This window comes from Leptospira harrisiae (assembly GCF_002811945.1).
In the GTDB taxonomy this organism is placed as follows: Bacteria; Spirochaetota; Leptospiria; order Leptospirales; family Leptospiraceae; genus Leptospira_A; species Leptospira_A harrisiae.
Window position 1 is genome coordinate 73,807 of sequence record NZ_NPDX01000004.1, and the last position, 16,909, is coordinate 90,715.

A 16,909-nucleotide genomic window follows, 5' to 3' on the forward strand; every position below is an offset into this window, starting at 1 on the left:
GTTTTGACGGAAACCAAAGTTTCGCAAAACGAACAAGCAAATGCCTCTAGATACCAGTAAAAATAACCAAAAGATCCCAGTCAATCCAGGTGAAGTCCTTTTCATCGGAGGCAAAGCCTCAACTTCCATGAACATCCTACACGAAGGATCGGTTCGCATTGAAACCACTTTGGGTGACACAAGCATTGTTCTCTATAGTTTGGATGGAGCCAATCTCACCCCAGGTATCTTTGCACTCCTGGAAGGAACACCTTATCCATATACAATTCGGGCCAAAACATCCTGTGTTATTTCCACTTATGTGATGAACCAAGCTAATGCCAAAAAAACTCTTACTTCCAAAGTATCAGTGGGAGTGATGGCCGTTCGGACTCTTCTCAAAGAAATCGGTGAACTCTACAAACGAGTGTTATCGATCAAAGGACTAGCCTCCAAGTTCGAACAAACAATGGATAATTTGGGAGCCGTGTATTATATTTTAAACCCTTCTATCTTTTCTGACGTTAGCCCAGGGGCACTCATCACCCGTGATGAAAATATCATTGATCCAGTGATGAAACTCATCCGAAACAACTTGGCTGGGTTCCAGGAACATGGTGGAATTTTACCTGACAAACCCACTGTTAATTTTTTAGAAGAAGACCATGGCGAATTTTTTGAACGCGATTATAGCGAATCTATAGAATGGAACGATGCGGAATTTCATTTCATTAGAAAAATTTTATCGGTGAATCCAAAAATTTCACAAGCATTATTCGAATCCGATCCAAGTCTCTTACAAAGTGCTGCTGAGAGTTACGTCAAGACCTATCGAGAGTTATTCGAAATTTTAAACAAAGAGACTAGTGAACTTTCTGAGATGATGAACACCATGTTTGTTGGAGAAAATGCACTTGTCGAAAAATTCAATTTAACGTTAGATTTATTTAACACTGGTTATTCCACAATTCCATCTACCGTTTTATTACCAATAACAGAGTGGGCACTAAAAAAATCCAAATCCTTGTTAGACGAATACAAACAAATTTTTGGTTCTCCTTACGCATCCCTTGGTAATAACCTAGATAAATTAGAAACCAAACAAGCGGAACTCACAAACAAATATGGCCATGAACTTGCTGCAGGCAAAAACAAAGAAGAAAGTGCGCAAGGAAATGGAACGATTCATGCTGGAATCGATACCAAAGCTCTCAAAGTAGAACTATTAAACTCAGCTAGTCAAATTCTAAACTATTCACAAGCAGATCCAGAATCTGTAAAAGAATTTTCGACTCTGATGGTAAAACTCAAATCCTTTAAAAACCCACTAGATCCTGAACCAGACAATCGTAAAATCAGAAGGACCATCGCAAAAACGTATTGGGACGTTTATAAAAAATCTTTCACAAAATGGTTACAAGCAGGCAAACAAGCACCGAAGGCCGTTGAACTTATGTTACGGTACGGATATTTTGACGAAAGCCTTCTAGATGAAAGCCATATTGTTGAACTTGTGGGTAGGTTGTACCAAGGAGGAGGAAACCCAAGTGCTCCGATTCATTATGGAACTGATTGGTTAGAAAAAATTTACTCTAGAGAAGTGCCTACTTCTGTAGATGAACTCGGACAAACTTTTTTTGAAAAACTAAAAATGGATCTAAAAGATTCAGGTATCAAATCAGAAAAAGACATCCCACCTGATTATGATACAGGAGATGCAAGACTTGGATCCGAAATTTCATCCATGTATGAACCAAACGTTCGTTTGACGTCTGGTAATATTGCCAGTCACTTTCCTATCCTTACCAAATACCATATCACAATTCCTTTAGAAAAATGTTTTGTATCCAAAGAAGATGTGGAAAAAGCACTCCAATACATTTTGGGAGTGGATTACACTGCCTTCAACCGTGAAGTTATTTATCGAAACGAAGAAATTGGAATCAAAAACGAATTTGTCCAAAGGTCGATCATCCCTGACTTTATCTTAGTTCCGTCCATTGGACCAAAGATTATGATGTGGCAAGATCTTTCCGTTTTCCGTGGAGCTGGTTCTAAAGAATCAAGAGGAAGAATTTGTATTCCTCATTTTGTCACGGGAGACTTAAAAACGTTTATGTTGGAAGCCATTGCAGCATTTCGTTGGGAACTTTGTAAAAATATTTTGGGTCCAGACTGGAACAACGTCGGAATTCCTTCCATCACAGCAGATTACACAGATTATGTGCAGTTTTTCAAAAAGAGTAAGGATCTTTCACCAGAACTCAAAGAGAAAATTTCTTCTGAATTTAAACGTTTCCGAACCGATCGGGATAAATTTGCGTATGACTATTCCATGTGGATTCGGTATGAAGCCGAAGGGGTACAGCGGGTCAACCGAGTGGTGCGTTCCATCTTCTATCGACATATCCCTTTTCACAAAAATATCAGAGAAAAGGTAAGTTCCCAACCAGCTTATTCGGAACTTCACAACAGGTTCAAAAACATTCGGACACGCCAACACAAGGAATTCGAAAACAAATACAAAAAGTATATGGATGCGAGCGGAAACCTTCCTAAAGAACTTTATGAGAATTTAACTTTTTACGAAGTTTAATCCTTGCCAAATTCCATAGATGCAATCATGTTGCATCTATGGAATCCATTCACAAAGTCGAAGTAGCCATCATTGGGGGAAGTTTTTCCGGACTCTCCGCTGCCCTTTCTCTTGTCCGATCCCTTCGTAAAATCATTGTTTTTGATACAGAAAGACCGTGTAACAAAAACACACCTGCCTCGCATAACTTTATCACTCACGATGGAAAAACTCCGAAAACAATTCGCGAAAATGCTTTATCCGATTTAAGAAAATATCCCAATTTTCAATTAGAGTTAGGTGAAGTAACCACTATCGATAAAACGGATTCTGGGTATGTATTAAAAGGAAATGGGTTTTCTCCCATCCAAACAGAAAAAATTATTTTTGCCACTGGCTTAAAAGACATTTTGCCAGAGATTCCTGGATTCGCTGAGTCATGGGGAAAATCGGTAATCCATTGTCCCTATTGTCATGGATATGAATTTGTGGGAGAAACTACTGGACTTTGGATGAATGAAAACGGTGTATTCGAACATTCTAAATTTCTTAAACACTGGTCAAAACAGTTAACAGTGTATACAAATGGTCCTATCCAATTTTCAAAAGAAGAACAAATCCAATTAGAAAAAGAAGGGATTTCTGTTGTTACGGATTTGGTAGAAGCACTCATCCATAAAGACGGTCAAATTTCAGCCATCAAACTAAAAAGCGGAAAAGAAGATCCCATCCAAGCACTTTATGCAAGGGTTCTTATGGTTCAAAATTCCAAATTGCCAGAAGAAATAGGATGTAAACTCTTACCCAGTGGCCATCTGGAAGTGACAAACTTTTATGAAACGAACATAGCAGGTGTGTATGCAGTAGGCGATATGGCTTCTATGTTTCGTTCGGTTGCACATGCTGTCCATTCAGGAAACATTGCGGGCGCCATGCTCAACCGTGCGATGATTTTGTCTTAATTATACTTCTTCAACAAAATATGGTCTTGTGTATTCTCTCACAATCTCCACCACAAAACGACCCCAAGATTTGGGGTCTTCTTGGGAGATATTGACCTGTTTGATTTTTGGAAAATAAGCAGTGGGTTTAAAAACGGAATGTGTGAGTTCCAAAGTGCGAAGGTAATTATCCAACCGTTTCACTTTAACAAAATTAATGATTTCGTTTTGGATTTTTTCTTTGGGAAGGTATCCCACGATGATCATTCGAGGAAATAGGTTTTTTTTCAGAAGTCCAATAAAGTCCTCAAAACTATCCACACGGTCGATGAATCCTTCGTAAGCACCACCACCGAGGTTCATGATCTGTGTCACAATGTCCATAGAAAAGGAAACCCCTTCCATCGTGGACATATCGGAGATGATGACAAGCCCCTCGTCTGGTTGGAATACCTTAAACATGTCTACACCCTTAAAATGGCGCCTGAGGAGTTTGGCAGCCGATACATCGATTTCTTGTGCTTTGGCAAGGAGAACCTTCCCCTGGGGGTCGAGGATGGGATCTCGCGTGATGAGATACCGTTTTTTCACGGCATTTTGGTTCATGACTCGAAAGGCCTTTACTTTTTCCTCGATTTCATCCAAGGTTGAGTAACCAATCTTAAGTACATTTTCCCGTTTGCGTTTCCCTATGTCTGTTTCTTCCATGAAAGCTTGGTGCCTAAATCTTTGTATTGCTTATCCTATGGTAATTCTAGCATTGTATAGCATATTTTTGTCTAAGGAATAGAATGCGGTTCAATTTTTCCCTGTTTCCCCTACTCTTACTTGTCATCAGTTGTTCAACGGTGGATTTTATCCCAGAACCTGGTTATCGGCCAAATGATTCGCGTTATAAGATGGAATCCTGGGAGGAAGTAGAAATCCTCCGTGAACGTCCGAAACGTCTTTTCCAAATTGTAGGCGAAGTTATTATTCGCAATACAGAAGATCTTTCTTGGGAAGATTATGAACCTCGGGTCAAAAAAGATTTGTTTCGACGCAAAATTCATGGAGTTTGGATGACAGAAAAAAATCAATCCACCATTGATTCTACAACGATTGAAACTATGGACCAAAAGGGCCGCTCCACCAATTCTTATTTACAAAAATCAAACCTTCCTTATTGGAAAGGTTATGCTTATAGGTATAAGTAAAGATCATATGCCGAGAATATTTGACTCTGAAATTTATGTTTCTCCAACAGATGATTGGATCTTTCGTGAAAATCGAATCGATAAAGAAGAAATTTTACAGTATTTCCGAAACAATCTGCACGGTGACGAAAAGGGAGTGTACATTGAAAATCGATTTGGGGAACTCTCTGAACATGGATACATACGAATTGATGGTTTTCCTTGCCATGTACTTCATGTAGAACCAACGGATTCAGGACTTCTTTTCCATACGGATGACGGAAGAAATTATCCTTTTGGTGAATTTGAAATTTATGAGACCAGTGATGGTGGACTTTTAGGTCTTAGATCAACAGAAGAAAAAATCAAATACAGGTTCACTTGGAATGCAGCCAAAGAACTTTCCGATCATTTAGAAGAGGAAGGGGAATCTACTTATTTGGAATGGGAAGGAGTGAAAATGGAAGTGCCCAAGTATTTGGGAGAGATCCCAGTCCCTCTCCCAAAAGAATATTCTTAATACTTAGTTGGAAGGTGCTTCTTCGTCTGACTTTAATTCCCGCCAAAGATCATTCGCTTCTGAAAAATCTTTTTTAAGAGTTAATGCTTTGTGAAGGTATTGTAAGGATCTTTCAGGTCTATTCCATAACTTATACAATGTGGCGAGGTTAAAATAAGAAATATGCGGGGCATCATTTCGTTCACAACGAACTGATTTTTTTAACCAATATACCGCTTCCTTATCGTTCCCCATTCGCAACAAAAGAACACCTATTTCATTACAAGGGTTCCCATATTCGTGGTTTAAACTCACGGCTTTGTAATAAGAAGCAAGTGCATCACTCCATTGGCCAAGTGCGTTTTGGACCAAACCTAAATAAAAATAGGCTTCTTCGGATTCTTCCAATTCCAAACTGGAACGAAGGTGGAATTCAGCTCGGTCAAGGTCACCGACTTTGAAATGGTCTTTTGCTAAATCTAAGGAAAGTTGGAAAGAACTAGAAGACAATGAGATCCTCGCACGTTTTCTTTCATTTTCGGATGACTTAAAAAAACTCTGTAAACTAATTTTATTTTTTCAAAGATAGAATCAATTCTTCAGCAATTTGCGAAGCCGTCAGCTTATAATGGTTTAAAATCTGATTTCTCTCCCCGTGATGAATGGGTTCTGGTGGCAACGCAAAAGTCTTTAAAAACTTACTAAGGAAGTCGGATGGAATTTCATTCAATAAAAATCCAGAGGCACCTGCATGGACATAACTTTCGTCCAAAATCACAAACTTTTGGTTCTTCTCAATTTGTTCATGAACAAGATCCGTATCATAAGGTCGTAACCAAAAAAGATCCACAACCGAAACAGAAATCCCTTGTGTTTTCAAAATATCAGCCACAGCAGTAGCAATCGGCAACATAAATCCCACAGAAAGAATCAGTAAATCTTTTCCTTCGGTCACTAACCTACTTTTTGCTTTTTTAACAACTTGCGGCGAATCAAAATTTAACTGATGTAAGTTGCCATTGTCTTTTGGAAAACGAATGGCAATCGGATGTTCCGTATAATCCTTCATAAAATGTAGGCTATCGATGATGTCTTGTGCGGAACTTGGAACAATGATGTCCATATTGGGAAGCCCAGCTAAATACCCAAGATCGGATAGGCCTTGGTGAGTTTCCCCATCCGGGCCAACAATTCCAGCGCGATCAATTACAAACCGAACTGGCAAATTCATAAGGGATACATCTTCCACAAGTTGGTCCATTGCCCGGGTGAGGAATGTGGAATAAATACACATATAAGGAATGGCACCGCCACTTGTCATGGCACCGGCAAAGGCAACCGAATGTTGTTCTGCAATTCCCACATCAAAGGTATGTGCCGGATAAACCTCTTGGTATTCACGAAGCCCAGAACCTTCAATCATTGCAGGGGTAATGACCGCAATCCGTTTGTCTTTGTCTGTTAAATCGGTAAGTGTTTTTCCAACAATTTTAGAAAGGCTGATTTTATTGGAATCTGATGATGCCATTTTCCCCGACTCTTTGTTGAACGGCGTGACACCATGGTATTTGATAGGATCGGCTTCTGCTGGTTTATAACCTTTTCCTTTTTGCGTTAACACATGCAATAGGATGGGGCCTTGGATCTTTGAAAGATTTTGTAACATCTGAACCACTCGGTTCACGTCATGTCCATCAATGGGTCCAAAGTAGGTAAAACCTAAATCCTCAAATAGGCCACCGGGACGCATCATAAAATGTTTAAATGAAGTTTCCATATTATGAGCAAGCGCCTGTAATGCGGGCCCAATCAAAGGAATCCATTTTAAAAAACTATAAAATGCCGTTTTACCCCGGTTATATACCTGTGAAGAAATAATTCGATTGAGATAATTCGAAATAGAACCTACGTTTTTGGAAATGGACATGTAGTTGTCATTCAAAATGACTAACATATTGGGTTTGATATGGCCACCGTGGTTCATGGCTTCGAGTGCCATTCCTGTGGCAATCGATGCGTCTCCAATCACTGCCGCAACTTTGTAATCTTTACCTAGTAGGTCTCGAGCACAAGCCTCACCAAGTGCTTGCGAAATGGAAGTTCCCGCATGGCCCGTGTTGTACAAATCGTATTCGGATTCTTCCCTTTTGGGAAAACCGGAAAGTCCTTGCCACTTACGAACAGTGGGCAGCTCTTTTTTTCGACCTGTCAGAATTTTATGAGGATACGTTTGGTGGCCAACGTCCCAGATGATTTTGTCAGTAGGGGTTTGGAACACATAATGCAATGCGACTGTGAGTTCCACAACGCCGAGGTTACTAGCGAAGTGCCCTCCTACGTCAGAGAGGGTGTCGATGATGTATTCCCGAAGGTCATGGCAAACCTTCGGGAGATCCTCTTCGTTTATCTTTCTAAGATCTTCCGGAAATTGGATTTTGTCGAGATAGGGATATGATGGCATGTAAACTTCATGTTGCCGCCTTTTGGAGAGGCCGCTTCATTTTCTCCATATCTTCTGGGTTTGTGATTCCAAGCAATTCGTAAATCCGAACAGGTTGGGTTTTTCCTTTTACTCGCACTAAATCCAGCTCCCGAGCGACCACTCGGTCTTTCACTTTTTCGTAAGTGTATTCAGAAATGATCACATTTGTGGTGTACATTTTATTGGACCCTTCTAGTCGGGATCCTAAGTTGATTGTATCACCCATACAGGTATATTCCATCCTGTGGGATGATCCCATGTTCCCAACAACGGCTGGGCCGGAGTTAAGACCGCAACCAATATCGATCACTGGAACATTTCGTTCTGCCCATTTTTGTTGGAGGACTTTTAAATAATCTAACTGAACGAGAGCCGCCACACAAGCATAGTAAGCGTGGTCTTCCAAAGGAACAGGTGCTCCCCAAAAAGCCATAATCGCATCACCCATATACTTATCAATGGTTCCCTTGTATTCAATGATGATGTCCGTCATAGCTGACAAATATTCGTTCAGTAATTTCACCAAATCTTCTGGTCCCAACTGTTCGGAGATGGTTGTAAACCCGCGAACGTCAGAGAAAAAAATTGTAATTTCTCGTTTAGATCCACCAAGTGCTAAGTTGTCAGGGTGTTTAAGGAGTTCATCCACAACATCTTTGGAAACAAATTTCGAGAATGTTTGGCGAATGTATTTAACGTTTTCTTCTTCTGTTAAGATTCTAAATCCAATGATTGCAACGAACACCACAATTTGTTCGATGGTTACCGATGGAAGAACGGTGATGAGGTTGAAGGTTTGGAAAATATACAACGTAGCAACTACATAAAGTAAAAGCTGAGTTAACATAATCGCAAAACCGATATGTGTTTTTACCCTTGGTTGCAAGAAACCAATCATAACCCCAAGTGCCACATAAATCAGAAAAATTCCCCAGTTGGGAACTGTGGCCAAAAAGTCTTGGTTTAGAATGGTATTGATTGCATGAGCGTGGTGTTCGATTCCAGACATATCACCAAACGGAGATAAGTGGGAGTCTTTCGAAGCCCCACGACCTGTTGCATAATACATCGCGACAAGAAAAATTTTATTACTGATTTGGTTGGCTTCGAGAAGTTCCGCATCCCAATCGTTTGTGACTTCGAAAATTTCATTTTGTTTAAAGGAATAACGTCCACCCACAAAATTGATTTCCATTTGTCCTTCCCAATCAATAGGAATGACCACTTCTCTTTTTTCGTTCGGGACTTGCATCACATCCCTTTCTTCAAACTTACGTTCTTTGATATTGAACTCTCGGATGATTTTTTTGGGGATATTGGACAATTTGATATAATGTCCCATATTGACTTCCACATCTCTTTGTACGTCGATACCGTAGTATTTACAAACAATGAGTAGGTCGATGGAAGGGAAATATTCTGTTTCTCTGTCTCTTCCTGAATTATAAACCTTTACCACAAGAGGCATCTTGCGATTCAAACCAGATTCGTCTTTTTTTACGTTCGCAAAACCAAGACCAGCTGACAACTCACTAATGGGTTCAATGGGAGGTTGTGGAAATTTAACCCAAGAAATCCCGGCATCGTTTTCATCGATTACATTTTTTAATTGAAACTTTCGAAGGATATCAATTCGTTTTTCCAAATTGAGAACCGCTTCTTTTGATTCCGCACTGACTTCCATAGGGTAGTCAAAGAGGACATTCCGGTTCTTTTGAAGAGCGGCTGCCATCTCTTCTGTTTGACCGGGTTTATAATCTACGAAGAAAATATCGAACATGAGAATATTGTTCGAATCTTTAAATGTTTCAATGATGTCAGCGTAATAACTCCAAGGAAGTGGCCAAGTTCCTTGTAACTTTTCTAGTGATTCGGTTGTGATACCGATGATATTAATATCCTTACGGGCCTTAGCTGGTGGTTGGAACTGGATGTATTCGATACGACCTGTATCACCTTCACTTTCAGTTTTGGTATTGGAGCCGCGTAAAAATTGGAACCTAGTGGAAACAGAATTTTCTTCCAAGTCCTTGAGTGGTTGGAATGTGTTTACCAAAGTATACATGAAAATGGCGATCACATAGGACAACCAAATAGCACCTGACTTCTGTTTGTCTTTAGAAACCTTTTCGATGGTTTTGTATACAAAATAGGAAGAAGTAAGAAGGGTGAGTAAACCGCCAATGAGGAAGGAAAATTCGTATTCCCACCCTGTCATGACGACAGAAATGATCACACCAAGTGATCCTAGTGCGGCAACGGTAACACTGAGATAGTCCAAAATCGAAAGCGATTTTGATTCTTTGTCGGACATAGAGCCTCTTTATTCGTTTGGGAATTTCCGACCATTTTCCCGGAATTTTTAAAGAGACTCAAATGTTTTTGGTGGATATTGGAAAAAAATTTAGGAAATGGCTGCCCTGATCTTCGAAATGTATTCTGCCAATGCAGAAACAGTTTTGGAACGATCGGCACCGTTTTCTTCAATGATCCTTTGGATCGCAGAACCAATGATGATCCCGTCCGCATACTGTGAAATTTGGTTGGATTGTTCTGGAGTGGAAATTCCAAATCCTGCACAAATTGGCAATTGGATGATATCTTTCAAAAACTTAATTCTTTCTTTTAAATCGACCGAAAACTCCCTTCTTTCTCCCGTCACTCCAAAAGAAGTTACGTAGTAAATGAAACCAGAAGAAGTTTTAGAAAGGGCTTGGATCCTCTTTTTTTCCGATGCAGGAGTCACCAAGTGAATGAGATCCATATCCCGAACTTTTAATTCCCGAAACAAAATTTCGCTCTCTTCCGTATCAAAAGGTAAGTCAGGAATCACAAGTCCGACAATTCCTGATTCCTTGGCACGGTCCAAAAACTTCGAAATCCCACAATGGTAGATGGGATTGAAGTAAGTGAGATATACAAGAGGAGTCTCAGGTTTGTGGTCATGGATGGCTTTTGTGACTCGAAAGATTTCTTCGAAAGAAAAACGATTTTTTAAAGAACGAGCCACCGCCCTTTGGATGACGGGGCCATCTGCAACGGGATCGGAAAAAGGGATCCCCAGTTCCAAAATATCAGCACCGTTGTCTAAAATGGTTTTTCCAAATTCGATAGAGTCGTTATAGTTTGGATCACCCAAGGTAAAATAAGGAATAAAAGCTGATTTAAAACGATTACTCTCAAACAAAGTTTTTATTTTACTCATTTACTTTCTTTCACCCAATAATCGCAAAACTTCCGTTACATCCTTGTCACCCCGACCCGAAAGACAAATGATTAGATCCTTTTTCTTTCCTAGATCCTTTGCCACGTCCCGTGCCACATGAAATGCATGAGCAGTCTCAAGCGCAGGAATGATTCCTTCCACCCGAGTGACCTCCAAAAAGGAATCTAATGCTTGTTCATCTGTTACCATTCGGTAATCCACTCTTCCTGTTTGGGACAAATGTGCATGTTCTGGTCCAACACCTGGGTAATCTAACCCTGCAGAAACAGAATGCGCTGGTACAATTTGACCAAACTCATCTTGGATGATTAAGGTTTTTGTACCATGTAAAAATCCAGTTTTCCCATAGGTGAGAGTTGCTGAATGTTCTCCTGGTTTTGGACCAAGTCCACCAGCTTCTGCACCATAGATGGCCACATGTTTGTCTTTTAAAAAGGCATGGAACATTCCAATAGAATTCGATCCACCGCCGACGCATGCCACGATGGCATTCGGTAGTTTATGATTTCGTTTTTTAAACTCTGCTCTTGCCTCTGTTCCAATAAAGGATTGGAAGTCACGAACGATCGTTGGGAAAGGATGAGGTCCAATTGCAGATCCCACAATGTAATGAGTTGTGGATACATTGAGTGCCCAGTCTCTCATGGCTTCACTCGTGGCTTCTTTCAGAGTCGCTTCTCCTGCTGTGACCGGAAGAATTTTTGCACCTAACATCTCAATTTTTTTAGCATTGAGATTTTGTCTTTCTACATCGACGGCACCCATGTACACCACAGTTTCCATTCCGAACATAGCACCGACAGTTGCCGTCGCAAGGCCGTGTTGGCCTGCACCTGTTTCTGCAATGATCCGTTTTTTCCCCATAAAACGAGCGATAAGCGCCTGTCCGATGGCATTATTAATTTTATGAGCGCCAGTATGATTTAAATCTTCGCGTTTGAGCCAGATACGAGCACCTCCCCATTGTTTGGTGAGACGTTCGGCATAAGTCAGAGGACTAGGTCTTCCGACATAGTTCTTTAAATAGTATTCTAGTTCCTTTTTGAACTTTTTACTTTTCTTTAACTTTTGATAGGTGGATTCAAGCTCTTCTAATGCTTCCGTTAGTATCTCCGGAGAGTAACGGCCACCGAATTCACCAAAATATCCAGGAAGGTTTTTGCCCATATATCCCAAGATACGGGAATGGGGGAATATGAAAACTGCTTCTTTTGCGGGGGGTGGGGGTTTTTGGGTATACTCTCCCCGCCCTGATCGAACTGGGTGGGGTTATCCACCCGCCACCCAATGGCTACCTTCTATCACATTACCCGAATTCAGACCATCCCTTCCTCTGATTCTAAAGAAAAAATCAAAAGAAGTTCATGTTTCCACTTGCTCTACTGCTTTTTCAATGCTCTCGTAAAGATTTCGGATTTGGTTTTGCAGCCTTCCAACTAGGTCTTCATTCGTTGTGAAGCTGATGGTTTCTTCGGCCATTGATTTTCTGTCGAGGATCGTGATTTCCCCTTTTTCCAAAAATCCTTTTCCAAGAGTGAGCCTAATGGGGAATCCAATGAGTTCGGAATCTTTAAATTTAAAACCTGGGCCCAGATCTCGGTCATCCCAAAGAACTTCAATTCCAGCCGCAACAAGAGCTTTGTAGATGGATTCAATTTTTGCAATGTCGTCTGGATTTTTAGCAATACTCACCAAACAAACAGTAAATGGTGCGATGGATACAGGCCAAAAAATTCCTTTATCGTCATTACATTGTTCGATGACAGTAGCCATACATCGGTTCACACCAATTCCATAACAACCCATAGTGGTTGTGGTGGCTTTCCCTTTATCATTGAGAACTGTTATGTCAAATGCTTTGGAATACTTTTGGCCTAATTTAAAAATATGACCCACTTCAATTCCTTTTTCTGCGGTTAGTCCAGTTCCACAATTCGGGCAAGGATCCCCAACTTTGGATTGCGACACATCGATTTTAGTCACTTCTTCTTCTTTGAAAAAGTTAATCAGCCTAACCCCTGCTATATGATGGCCCACTTCATTGGCACCAGTAATGTATCCAAAACTCCAATCAACTAACGAATCGACGAAAACTTTAAGTGTTTCTGATTTTGGAAACCCAGGGCCAATAAACCCAGGAACAAGACCAAGTTTCTCCATTTCCGCAGGACCCATAGGTCTTAGTTCATTACAAGCCAAATGGTTTTTTAATTTGTTTTCATTGAGTTCGCGGTCTCCTTCTAAAAACACTAAAATATATTGCCCATCTGCAAAGAGAGCCACTGCTTTTAATAAATTTTCTTCTTTGGTATTCAGAAACTCTGCCACTTCGGCAATTGACTTTTTAGAAGGTGTATGGATCTTATCACTTCCAACGAACGCTTGTTTCACTGCCTTTGGATTATGAAGCACAGGAGTTTTTTCAATATTTCCAGAATATTGGCAAGAAGGACAAATCGTAAGTGTCTCTTCTCCAATCGGCGATACTACCATAAATTCTTCAGAAGCAGAACCACCCATATTTCCTGAATCCGCTTGCACAGGGATTGTAGAAAGACCCATTCCTGCAAAAATTCTGCGGTAAGTTTTTCGCATAGTTTGGTAAGTCTGGTCTAATGACTCATCATCCAAATGAAAAGAATAGGCATCCTTCATTGTAAATTCACGAGAACGAATCACCCCAAATCTCGGACGAATTTCATCGCGAAACTTTGTATGAATTTGATACACATTGATAGGAAGATCTTTGTAAGAACGAACCATTGGTTTCACGAGCACACAGAAAGATTCTTCATGCGTGGGGCCAAGGCAACTTTCATTGTCATGTCGATCTTTCAAACGAAACATCTCTTTCCCCATTTTATCCCAACGACCAGACTCTTTCCAAATTTCACTTGGTGTTAAAATCGGAAGTTGGAATTCCAAGGCACCAGCTCTGTCCATTTCCGAACGAACAATGGCTTCAATTTTTTTTAAAATTCTAAGTCCAAGAGGCAGATATGAATAAAGTCCTGCGGCGGATTTACGAATGAGGCCCGCCCTTGTCATTAGTTTATGGGAAGCAACCACCGCATCTTGCGGATCTTCTTTTGCCGTAGGAATCAAATAGGAACTAGCTTTCATCGATCTTTTCTCTTTTATTTATCTACAATTCAAATTATCAAAATTAAAAAATACGCATTACGTCATTGAATGAAACATAAAGCCCAAGCCCAATGAGAAAGAAAAACCCCAATCGAAATATTGCTTCGATTGCTTTTCTTGGCAATGGTCTACCAGTAATGGCTTCATAAGCATAGAGTACAATATGTCCGCCGTCCGCCATAGGAATGGGAAGTAAATTCATTACCATAAGGGCGAGTGAAATTTTTGCGACAAAGTCAAGGTAAGTCACCCAACCATATTCTAAACTAATTCCTGCAATTTGTACAATCCCAATCGGTCCAGAAAGATTTTCTTTTGGCGAAAGTAAGCCAGAGAACAACATTCCTATTCCTTTTAAGGTAGTGGATACGTTTTCATAAACTTTATTGGATGCACCAACTAATGATGAGTATACGGTTGATTCTTTCTGCAACTTTTCTGCTTCAAACTTCATAGAAGCGCGAAAACCAAGAAGCCCAATGGGTTTTAAATTGGCATCTGCAGAATATTTCATATTCCCAATCCAAATATCTTTCCTGCCAGAGTTGTTTTTTAAATATTCAGAAAGAGAATCTGCCTTATCAAAAATTTTGTCTTGGATTTTAATATTCGAAAGTCGATTCTCAATTTCTGCATCGTAGCTATCCAAACGGAAATAGGGAATCCCAAGTTCAGGAAACTTTGGATGTCTAATGTCCCAAAACTCAAATACATTTGCACCTAACACAGGAATTTGGATTGTGACAGTTTCAGTCGCCCAAGGAGTGAGGAGCGGATAGGTTTTTCTTTCTACCAAAACAGGAATGGTTTTTCCCTGGTGTTTTCCTAGTTCTGTTTGTAACTCAGGGACAGTATGAACATCCACACCTGCCACTTGCAAAATCATATCCCCATCTTTTAGGAAAGATAGAGCACGCCTACGAAGGGATTTTTCTCTTTCTTGGATTTCTCTCTGTTTTAAAAGTTCTTCCGGGATTTCATCTTTTCGTTCTTCAATTTTTTCCTGAAAGTAAACTGAAGATTTATCTTCACGATCGAGTAAATTCGCTATAAAATGGCTGATCTGTTCCCCGTAGGTAAAAGTGGCAACGACCCTTCTTTCTCCAAATGGCATCACCCCAATGGCTGGATGTCCGCCCGCGGAATATAAATTTGGTACAATTTGTACGGTTTTAATTTCTTCTTCTCGTTTATAAGAAACTTCGATTGGATCACCCGTAGTCAAACTCACATTGGTAAATATATCTTCAAAACTTTCAGTTTTTTTCCCGTTGATGGAAACAATTTGGTCCCCAGTGCGAAGCCCAGCTGTATAAGCTGGACTCGAAACCTTGCTTGCATCTTCAATAAAAATTCGATTGGAAGAAGGGCTATCGCCTGAAAGTTCCAATACAAATAACAAAACAAAGCCTAACACTAGATTAGCGAATGGCCCACCGAGAACAGGAATCATCCGGCGAAGTGGTGGTGTGGAAAGTAAATCCCCTTGTCGTGGTTTTTTACTTTTAGAATAATCATCCCCACGAAAAAGAACATAACCGCCAATGGGAATGGCTGTGATTTGGTAAATGGTTTTTCCAATTCTTTTTTTCCAAATCCCTTTTCCATAACCTAACGAAAAAATTCGAGCTTCTACTCCAACCAACTTTCCACATAAGAGGTGTCCTAATTCATGGATAAAAATAGAAACAGCTAACATGAATACGGCGCCAAATATCATTACGATCATATAGTCACTCCCCCTTTCACAAATTCTTTTTGAATATAATTACGAGATTCCCGATCTTTTTCTAAATATCCTTCCAAATCATCAGGGAAGGAATTGGAAATTTTATTTAAGGCCGATTCGATTAACTTTGGAATGGCGGTAAAAGAAATTTTTTCATCTAAAAATAATGCAACAGCTTCTTCATTCGCGGCATTAAAAACACAAGGAGCCGTACCCCCTGCCCTACCCGCTTGGAATGCTAAAGTAAGTCCAGGATAACGACTGAAATCAGGAGGAAAAAATTCCAAGGTTTTCCAAGTTCCAGGTTTTCTTTCAATTAACATCTCTGGTGTTGGTGTTGGATAAAACAAGGAATGGGCAATGGGATAAATCATATCGGGATGGCTCGTGTATTGCAAACAAGCACCATCCATGGTTTCAATGATCCCGTGAGTGAGTGATTGCGGGTGGATCACCACTTCAATTTCGTCATAGGAAAATCCAAATAGATAATGAGCTTCGATGACTTCGAGACCCTTGTTGATCAGTCCTGCAGAATCCACAGTGATTTTTGGCCCCATTGACCAGGTGGGATGATTTAATGCCTGTTTTACGGATACATGTTCCAATTCTTCGATAGGAAGAGTGCGAAAACTTCCTCCCGATGCCGTAAGTGTGATGGCACGAATATTGGATCTTTTTTCTCTTTCAATAAGTTGGAAGAGTGCATTGTGTTCGGAATCCACCGGAACCATCAAGGTATTGTGTTTTGCCACCAAACGATTGATGAGTGGCCCAAAAGTAACTAGTGTTTCTTTATTGGCGATGGCAATTTTTTTTCCGGCTTCAATGGCGGCAATGGTAGGTCTTACCCCGCGTGCACCCACAACAGCGGTGACAACGACTGAAACAGAAGGAAGACGAACCAAATCAGATAAAGAATCTTCCCCGTAAAGAATGGTCGTGGATTTATATTTGGATCCGAGGCTACCTTCTAACTTTGAATCGGTGATAGAAATCACTTCTGGAGAAAATTCATCCATCAGTGATTTCGCCAGATCTAAATTGGAATGAACCGAAAAACTACGTAAAGAAAAGGAATCTCTGAATTGGCGGAGTACCTTCACTGTCGAAGAGCCAACAGAACCAGAAATTCCTAATACGGATACTCCAACCATCT

13 protein-coding genes are annotated in these 16,909 nt (G+C 40.3%); 4 read left to right on the forward strand and 9 right to left on the reverse strand.

Annotation, left to right across the window (positions count from 1 at the left end; translation table 11 throughout):
- Positions 1–40: 40 nt before the first annotated feature.
- Both CH364_RS13635 and CH364_RS13640 read left to right on the forward strand, forming a co-directional pair.
- On the forward strand, positions 41–2,575 hold the full coding sequence (locus tag CH364_RS13635) for a cyclic nucleotide-binding domain-containing protein (RefSeq protein WP_100744380.1): 2,535 nt from the start codon (positions 41–43) through the stop codon (positions 2,573–2,575).
- Between the two features lie 38 nt (positions 2,576–2,613).
- Positions 2,614–3,516, forward strand: coding sequence for an NAD(P)/FAD-dependent oxidoreductase (locus CH364_RS13640; protein WP_100744379.1), 903 nt, complete (start codon positions 2,614–2,616; stop codon positions 3,514–3,516).
- Here CH364_RS13640 and CH364_RS13645 read toward each other — a convergent pair whose 3' ends face one another.
- A complete protein-coding gene (locus CH364_RS13645) occupies positions 3,517–4,203 on the reverse strand; it encodes a hypothetical protein (protein WP_004787724.1) in 687 nt (228 codons plus the stop codon).
- Positions 4,204–4,286: 83 nt separating this feature from the next.
- Between CH364_RS13645 and CH364_RS13650 the strand changes: the two genes are divergently transcribed.
- Positions 4,287–4,691 (forward strand): hypothetical protein, encoded by a 405-nt coding sequence (locus tag CH364_RS13650; RefSeq protein ID WP_100744378.1) that lies wholly within the window; start codon positions 4,287–4,289, stop codon positions 4,689–4,691.
- The gene (locus CH364_RS13655) at positions 4,672–5,190 is read left to right on the forward strand and encodes a hypothetical protein (protein WP_100744377.1); all 519 of its coding nucleotides are present in this window, start codon (positions 4,672–4,674) and stop codon (positions 5,188–5,190) included. Before CH364_RS13650 ends, CH364_RS13655 begins: the two co-directional genes overlap by 20 nt.
- A gap of 3 nt (positions 5,191–5,193) precedes the next feature.
- Here the strand turns inward: CH364_RS13655 and CH364_RS13660 are convergent, their stop codons facing one another.
- The 8 genes from CH364_RS13660 to dxr form a co-directional block, all read right to left on the reverse strand.
- Positions 5,194–5,679 carry a tetratricopeptide repeat protein gene (locus tag CH364_RS13660; protein ID WP_004787621.1) on the reverse strand — a complete coding sequence of 162 codons (486 nt, stop codon included), beginning with the start codon at positions 5,677–5,679 and terminating at the stop codon, positions 5,194–5,196.
- A 61-nt stretch (positions 5,680–5,740) separates the two neighbouring features.
- Positions 5,741–7,630 (reverse strand): 1-deoxy-D-xylulose-5-phosphate synthase, encoded by a 1,890-nt coding sequence (gene dxs / locus CH364_RS13665; RefSeq protein WP_100744376.1) that lies wholly within the window; start codon positions 7,628–7,630, stop codon positions 5,741–5,743.
- A 7-nt stretch (positions 7,631–7,637) separates the two neighbouring features.
- The gene (locus CH364_RS13670; RefSeq protein ID WP_100744375.1) at positions 7,638–9,965 is read right to left on the reverse strand and encodes an adenylate/guanylate cyclase domain-containing protein; all 2,328 of its coding nucleotides are present in this window, start codon (positions 9,963–9,965) and stop codon (positions 7,638–7,640) included.
- 90 nt (positions 9,966–10,055) lie between these two features.
- Positions 10,056–10,856, reverse strand: a complete 801-nt coding sequence (gene trpA / locus CH364_RS13675) for a tryptophan synthase subunit alpha (RefSeq protein WP_100744374.1) — start codon at positions 10,854–10,856, stop codon at positions 10,056–10,058.
- Positions 10,857–12,044: a tryptophan synthase subunit beta gene (gene trpB / locus CH364_RS13680; protein ID WP_100744373.1), complete on the reverse strand. Its 1,188-nt coding sequence runs from the start codon at positions 12,042–12,044 to the stop codon at positions 10,857–10,859.
- 195 nt (positions 12,045–12,239) lie between these two features.
- On the reverse strand, positions 12,240–14,000 hold the full coding sequence (locus CH364_RS13685) for a proline--tRNA ligase (RefSeq protein WP_100744372.1): 1,761 nt from the start codon (positions 13,998–14,000) through the stop codon (positions 12,240–12,242).
- Positions 14,001–14,043: 43 nt separating this feature from the next.
- Positions 14,044–15,750 carry a site-2 protease family protein gene (locus CH364_RS13690; RefSeq protein WP_100744371.1) on the reverse strand — a complete coding sequence of 569 codons (1,707 nt, stop codon included), beginning with the start codon at positions 15,748–15,750 and terminating at the stop codon, positions 14,044–14,046.
- Positions 15,747–16,907 carry a 1-deoxy-D-xylulose-5-phosphate reductoisomerase gene (gene dxr, locus CH364_RS13695; RefSeq protein ID WP_100744370.1) on the reverse strand — a complete coding sequence of 387 codons (1,161 nt, stop codon included), beginning with the start codon at positions 16,905–16,907 and terminating at the stop codon, positions 15,747–15,749. The genes CH364_RS13690 and dxr overlap by 4 nt, the downstream gene beginning before the upstream one ends.
- Positions 16,908–16,909: the final 2 nt, after the last annotated feature.

Coding starts and splice junctions, on each gene's coding strand:
- CH364_RS13635 (WP_100744380.1), top strand. CDS start 41: ATGCCTCTAGATACCAGTAAAAATAACCAAAAGATCCCAGTCAATCCA.
- CH364_RS13640 (WP_100744379.1), top strand. CDS start 2,614: ATGGAATCCATTCACAAAGTCGAAGTAGCCATCATTGGGGGAAGTTTT.
- CH364_RS13645 (WP_004787724.1), bottom strand. CDS start 4,203: ATGGAAGAAACAGACATAGGGAAACGCAAACGGGAAAATGTACTTAAG.
- CH364_RS13650 (WP_100744378.1), top strand. CDS start 4,287: ATGCGGTTCAATTTTTCCCTGTTTCCCCTACTCTTACTTGTCATCAGT.
- CH364_RS13655 (WP_100744377.1), top strand. CDS start 4,672: ATGCTTATAGGTATAAGTAAAGATCATATGCCGAGAATATTTGACTCT.
- dxs (WP_100744376.1), bottom strand. CDS start 7,630: ATGCCATCATATCCCTATCTCGACAAAATCCAATTTCCGGAAGATCTT.
- CH364_RS13670 (WP_100744375.1), bottom strand. CDS start 9,965: ATGTCCGACAAAGAATCAAAATCGCTTTCGATTTTGGACTATCTCAGT.
- trpA (WP_100744374.1), bottom strand. CDS start 10,856: ATGAGTAAAATAAAAACTTTGTTTGAGAGTAATCGTTTTAAATCAGCT.
- trpB (WP_100744373.1), bottom strand. CDS start 12,044: ATGGGCAAAAACCTTCCTGGATATTTTGGTGAATTCGGTGGCCGTTAC.
- CH364_RS13685 (WP_100744372.1), bottom strand. CDS start 14,000: ATGAAAGCTAGTTCCTATTTGATTCCTACGGCAAAAGAAGATCCGCAA.
- CH364_RS13690 (WP_100744371.1), bottom strand. CDS start 15,750: ATGATCGTAATGATATTTGGCGCCGTATTCATGTTAGCTGTTTCTATT.
- dxr (WP_100744370.1), bottom strand. CDS start 16,907: ATGGTTGGAGTATCCGTATTAGGAATTTCTGGTTCTGTTGGCTCTTCG.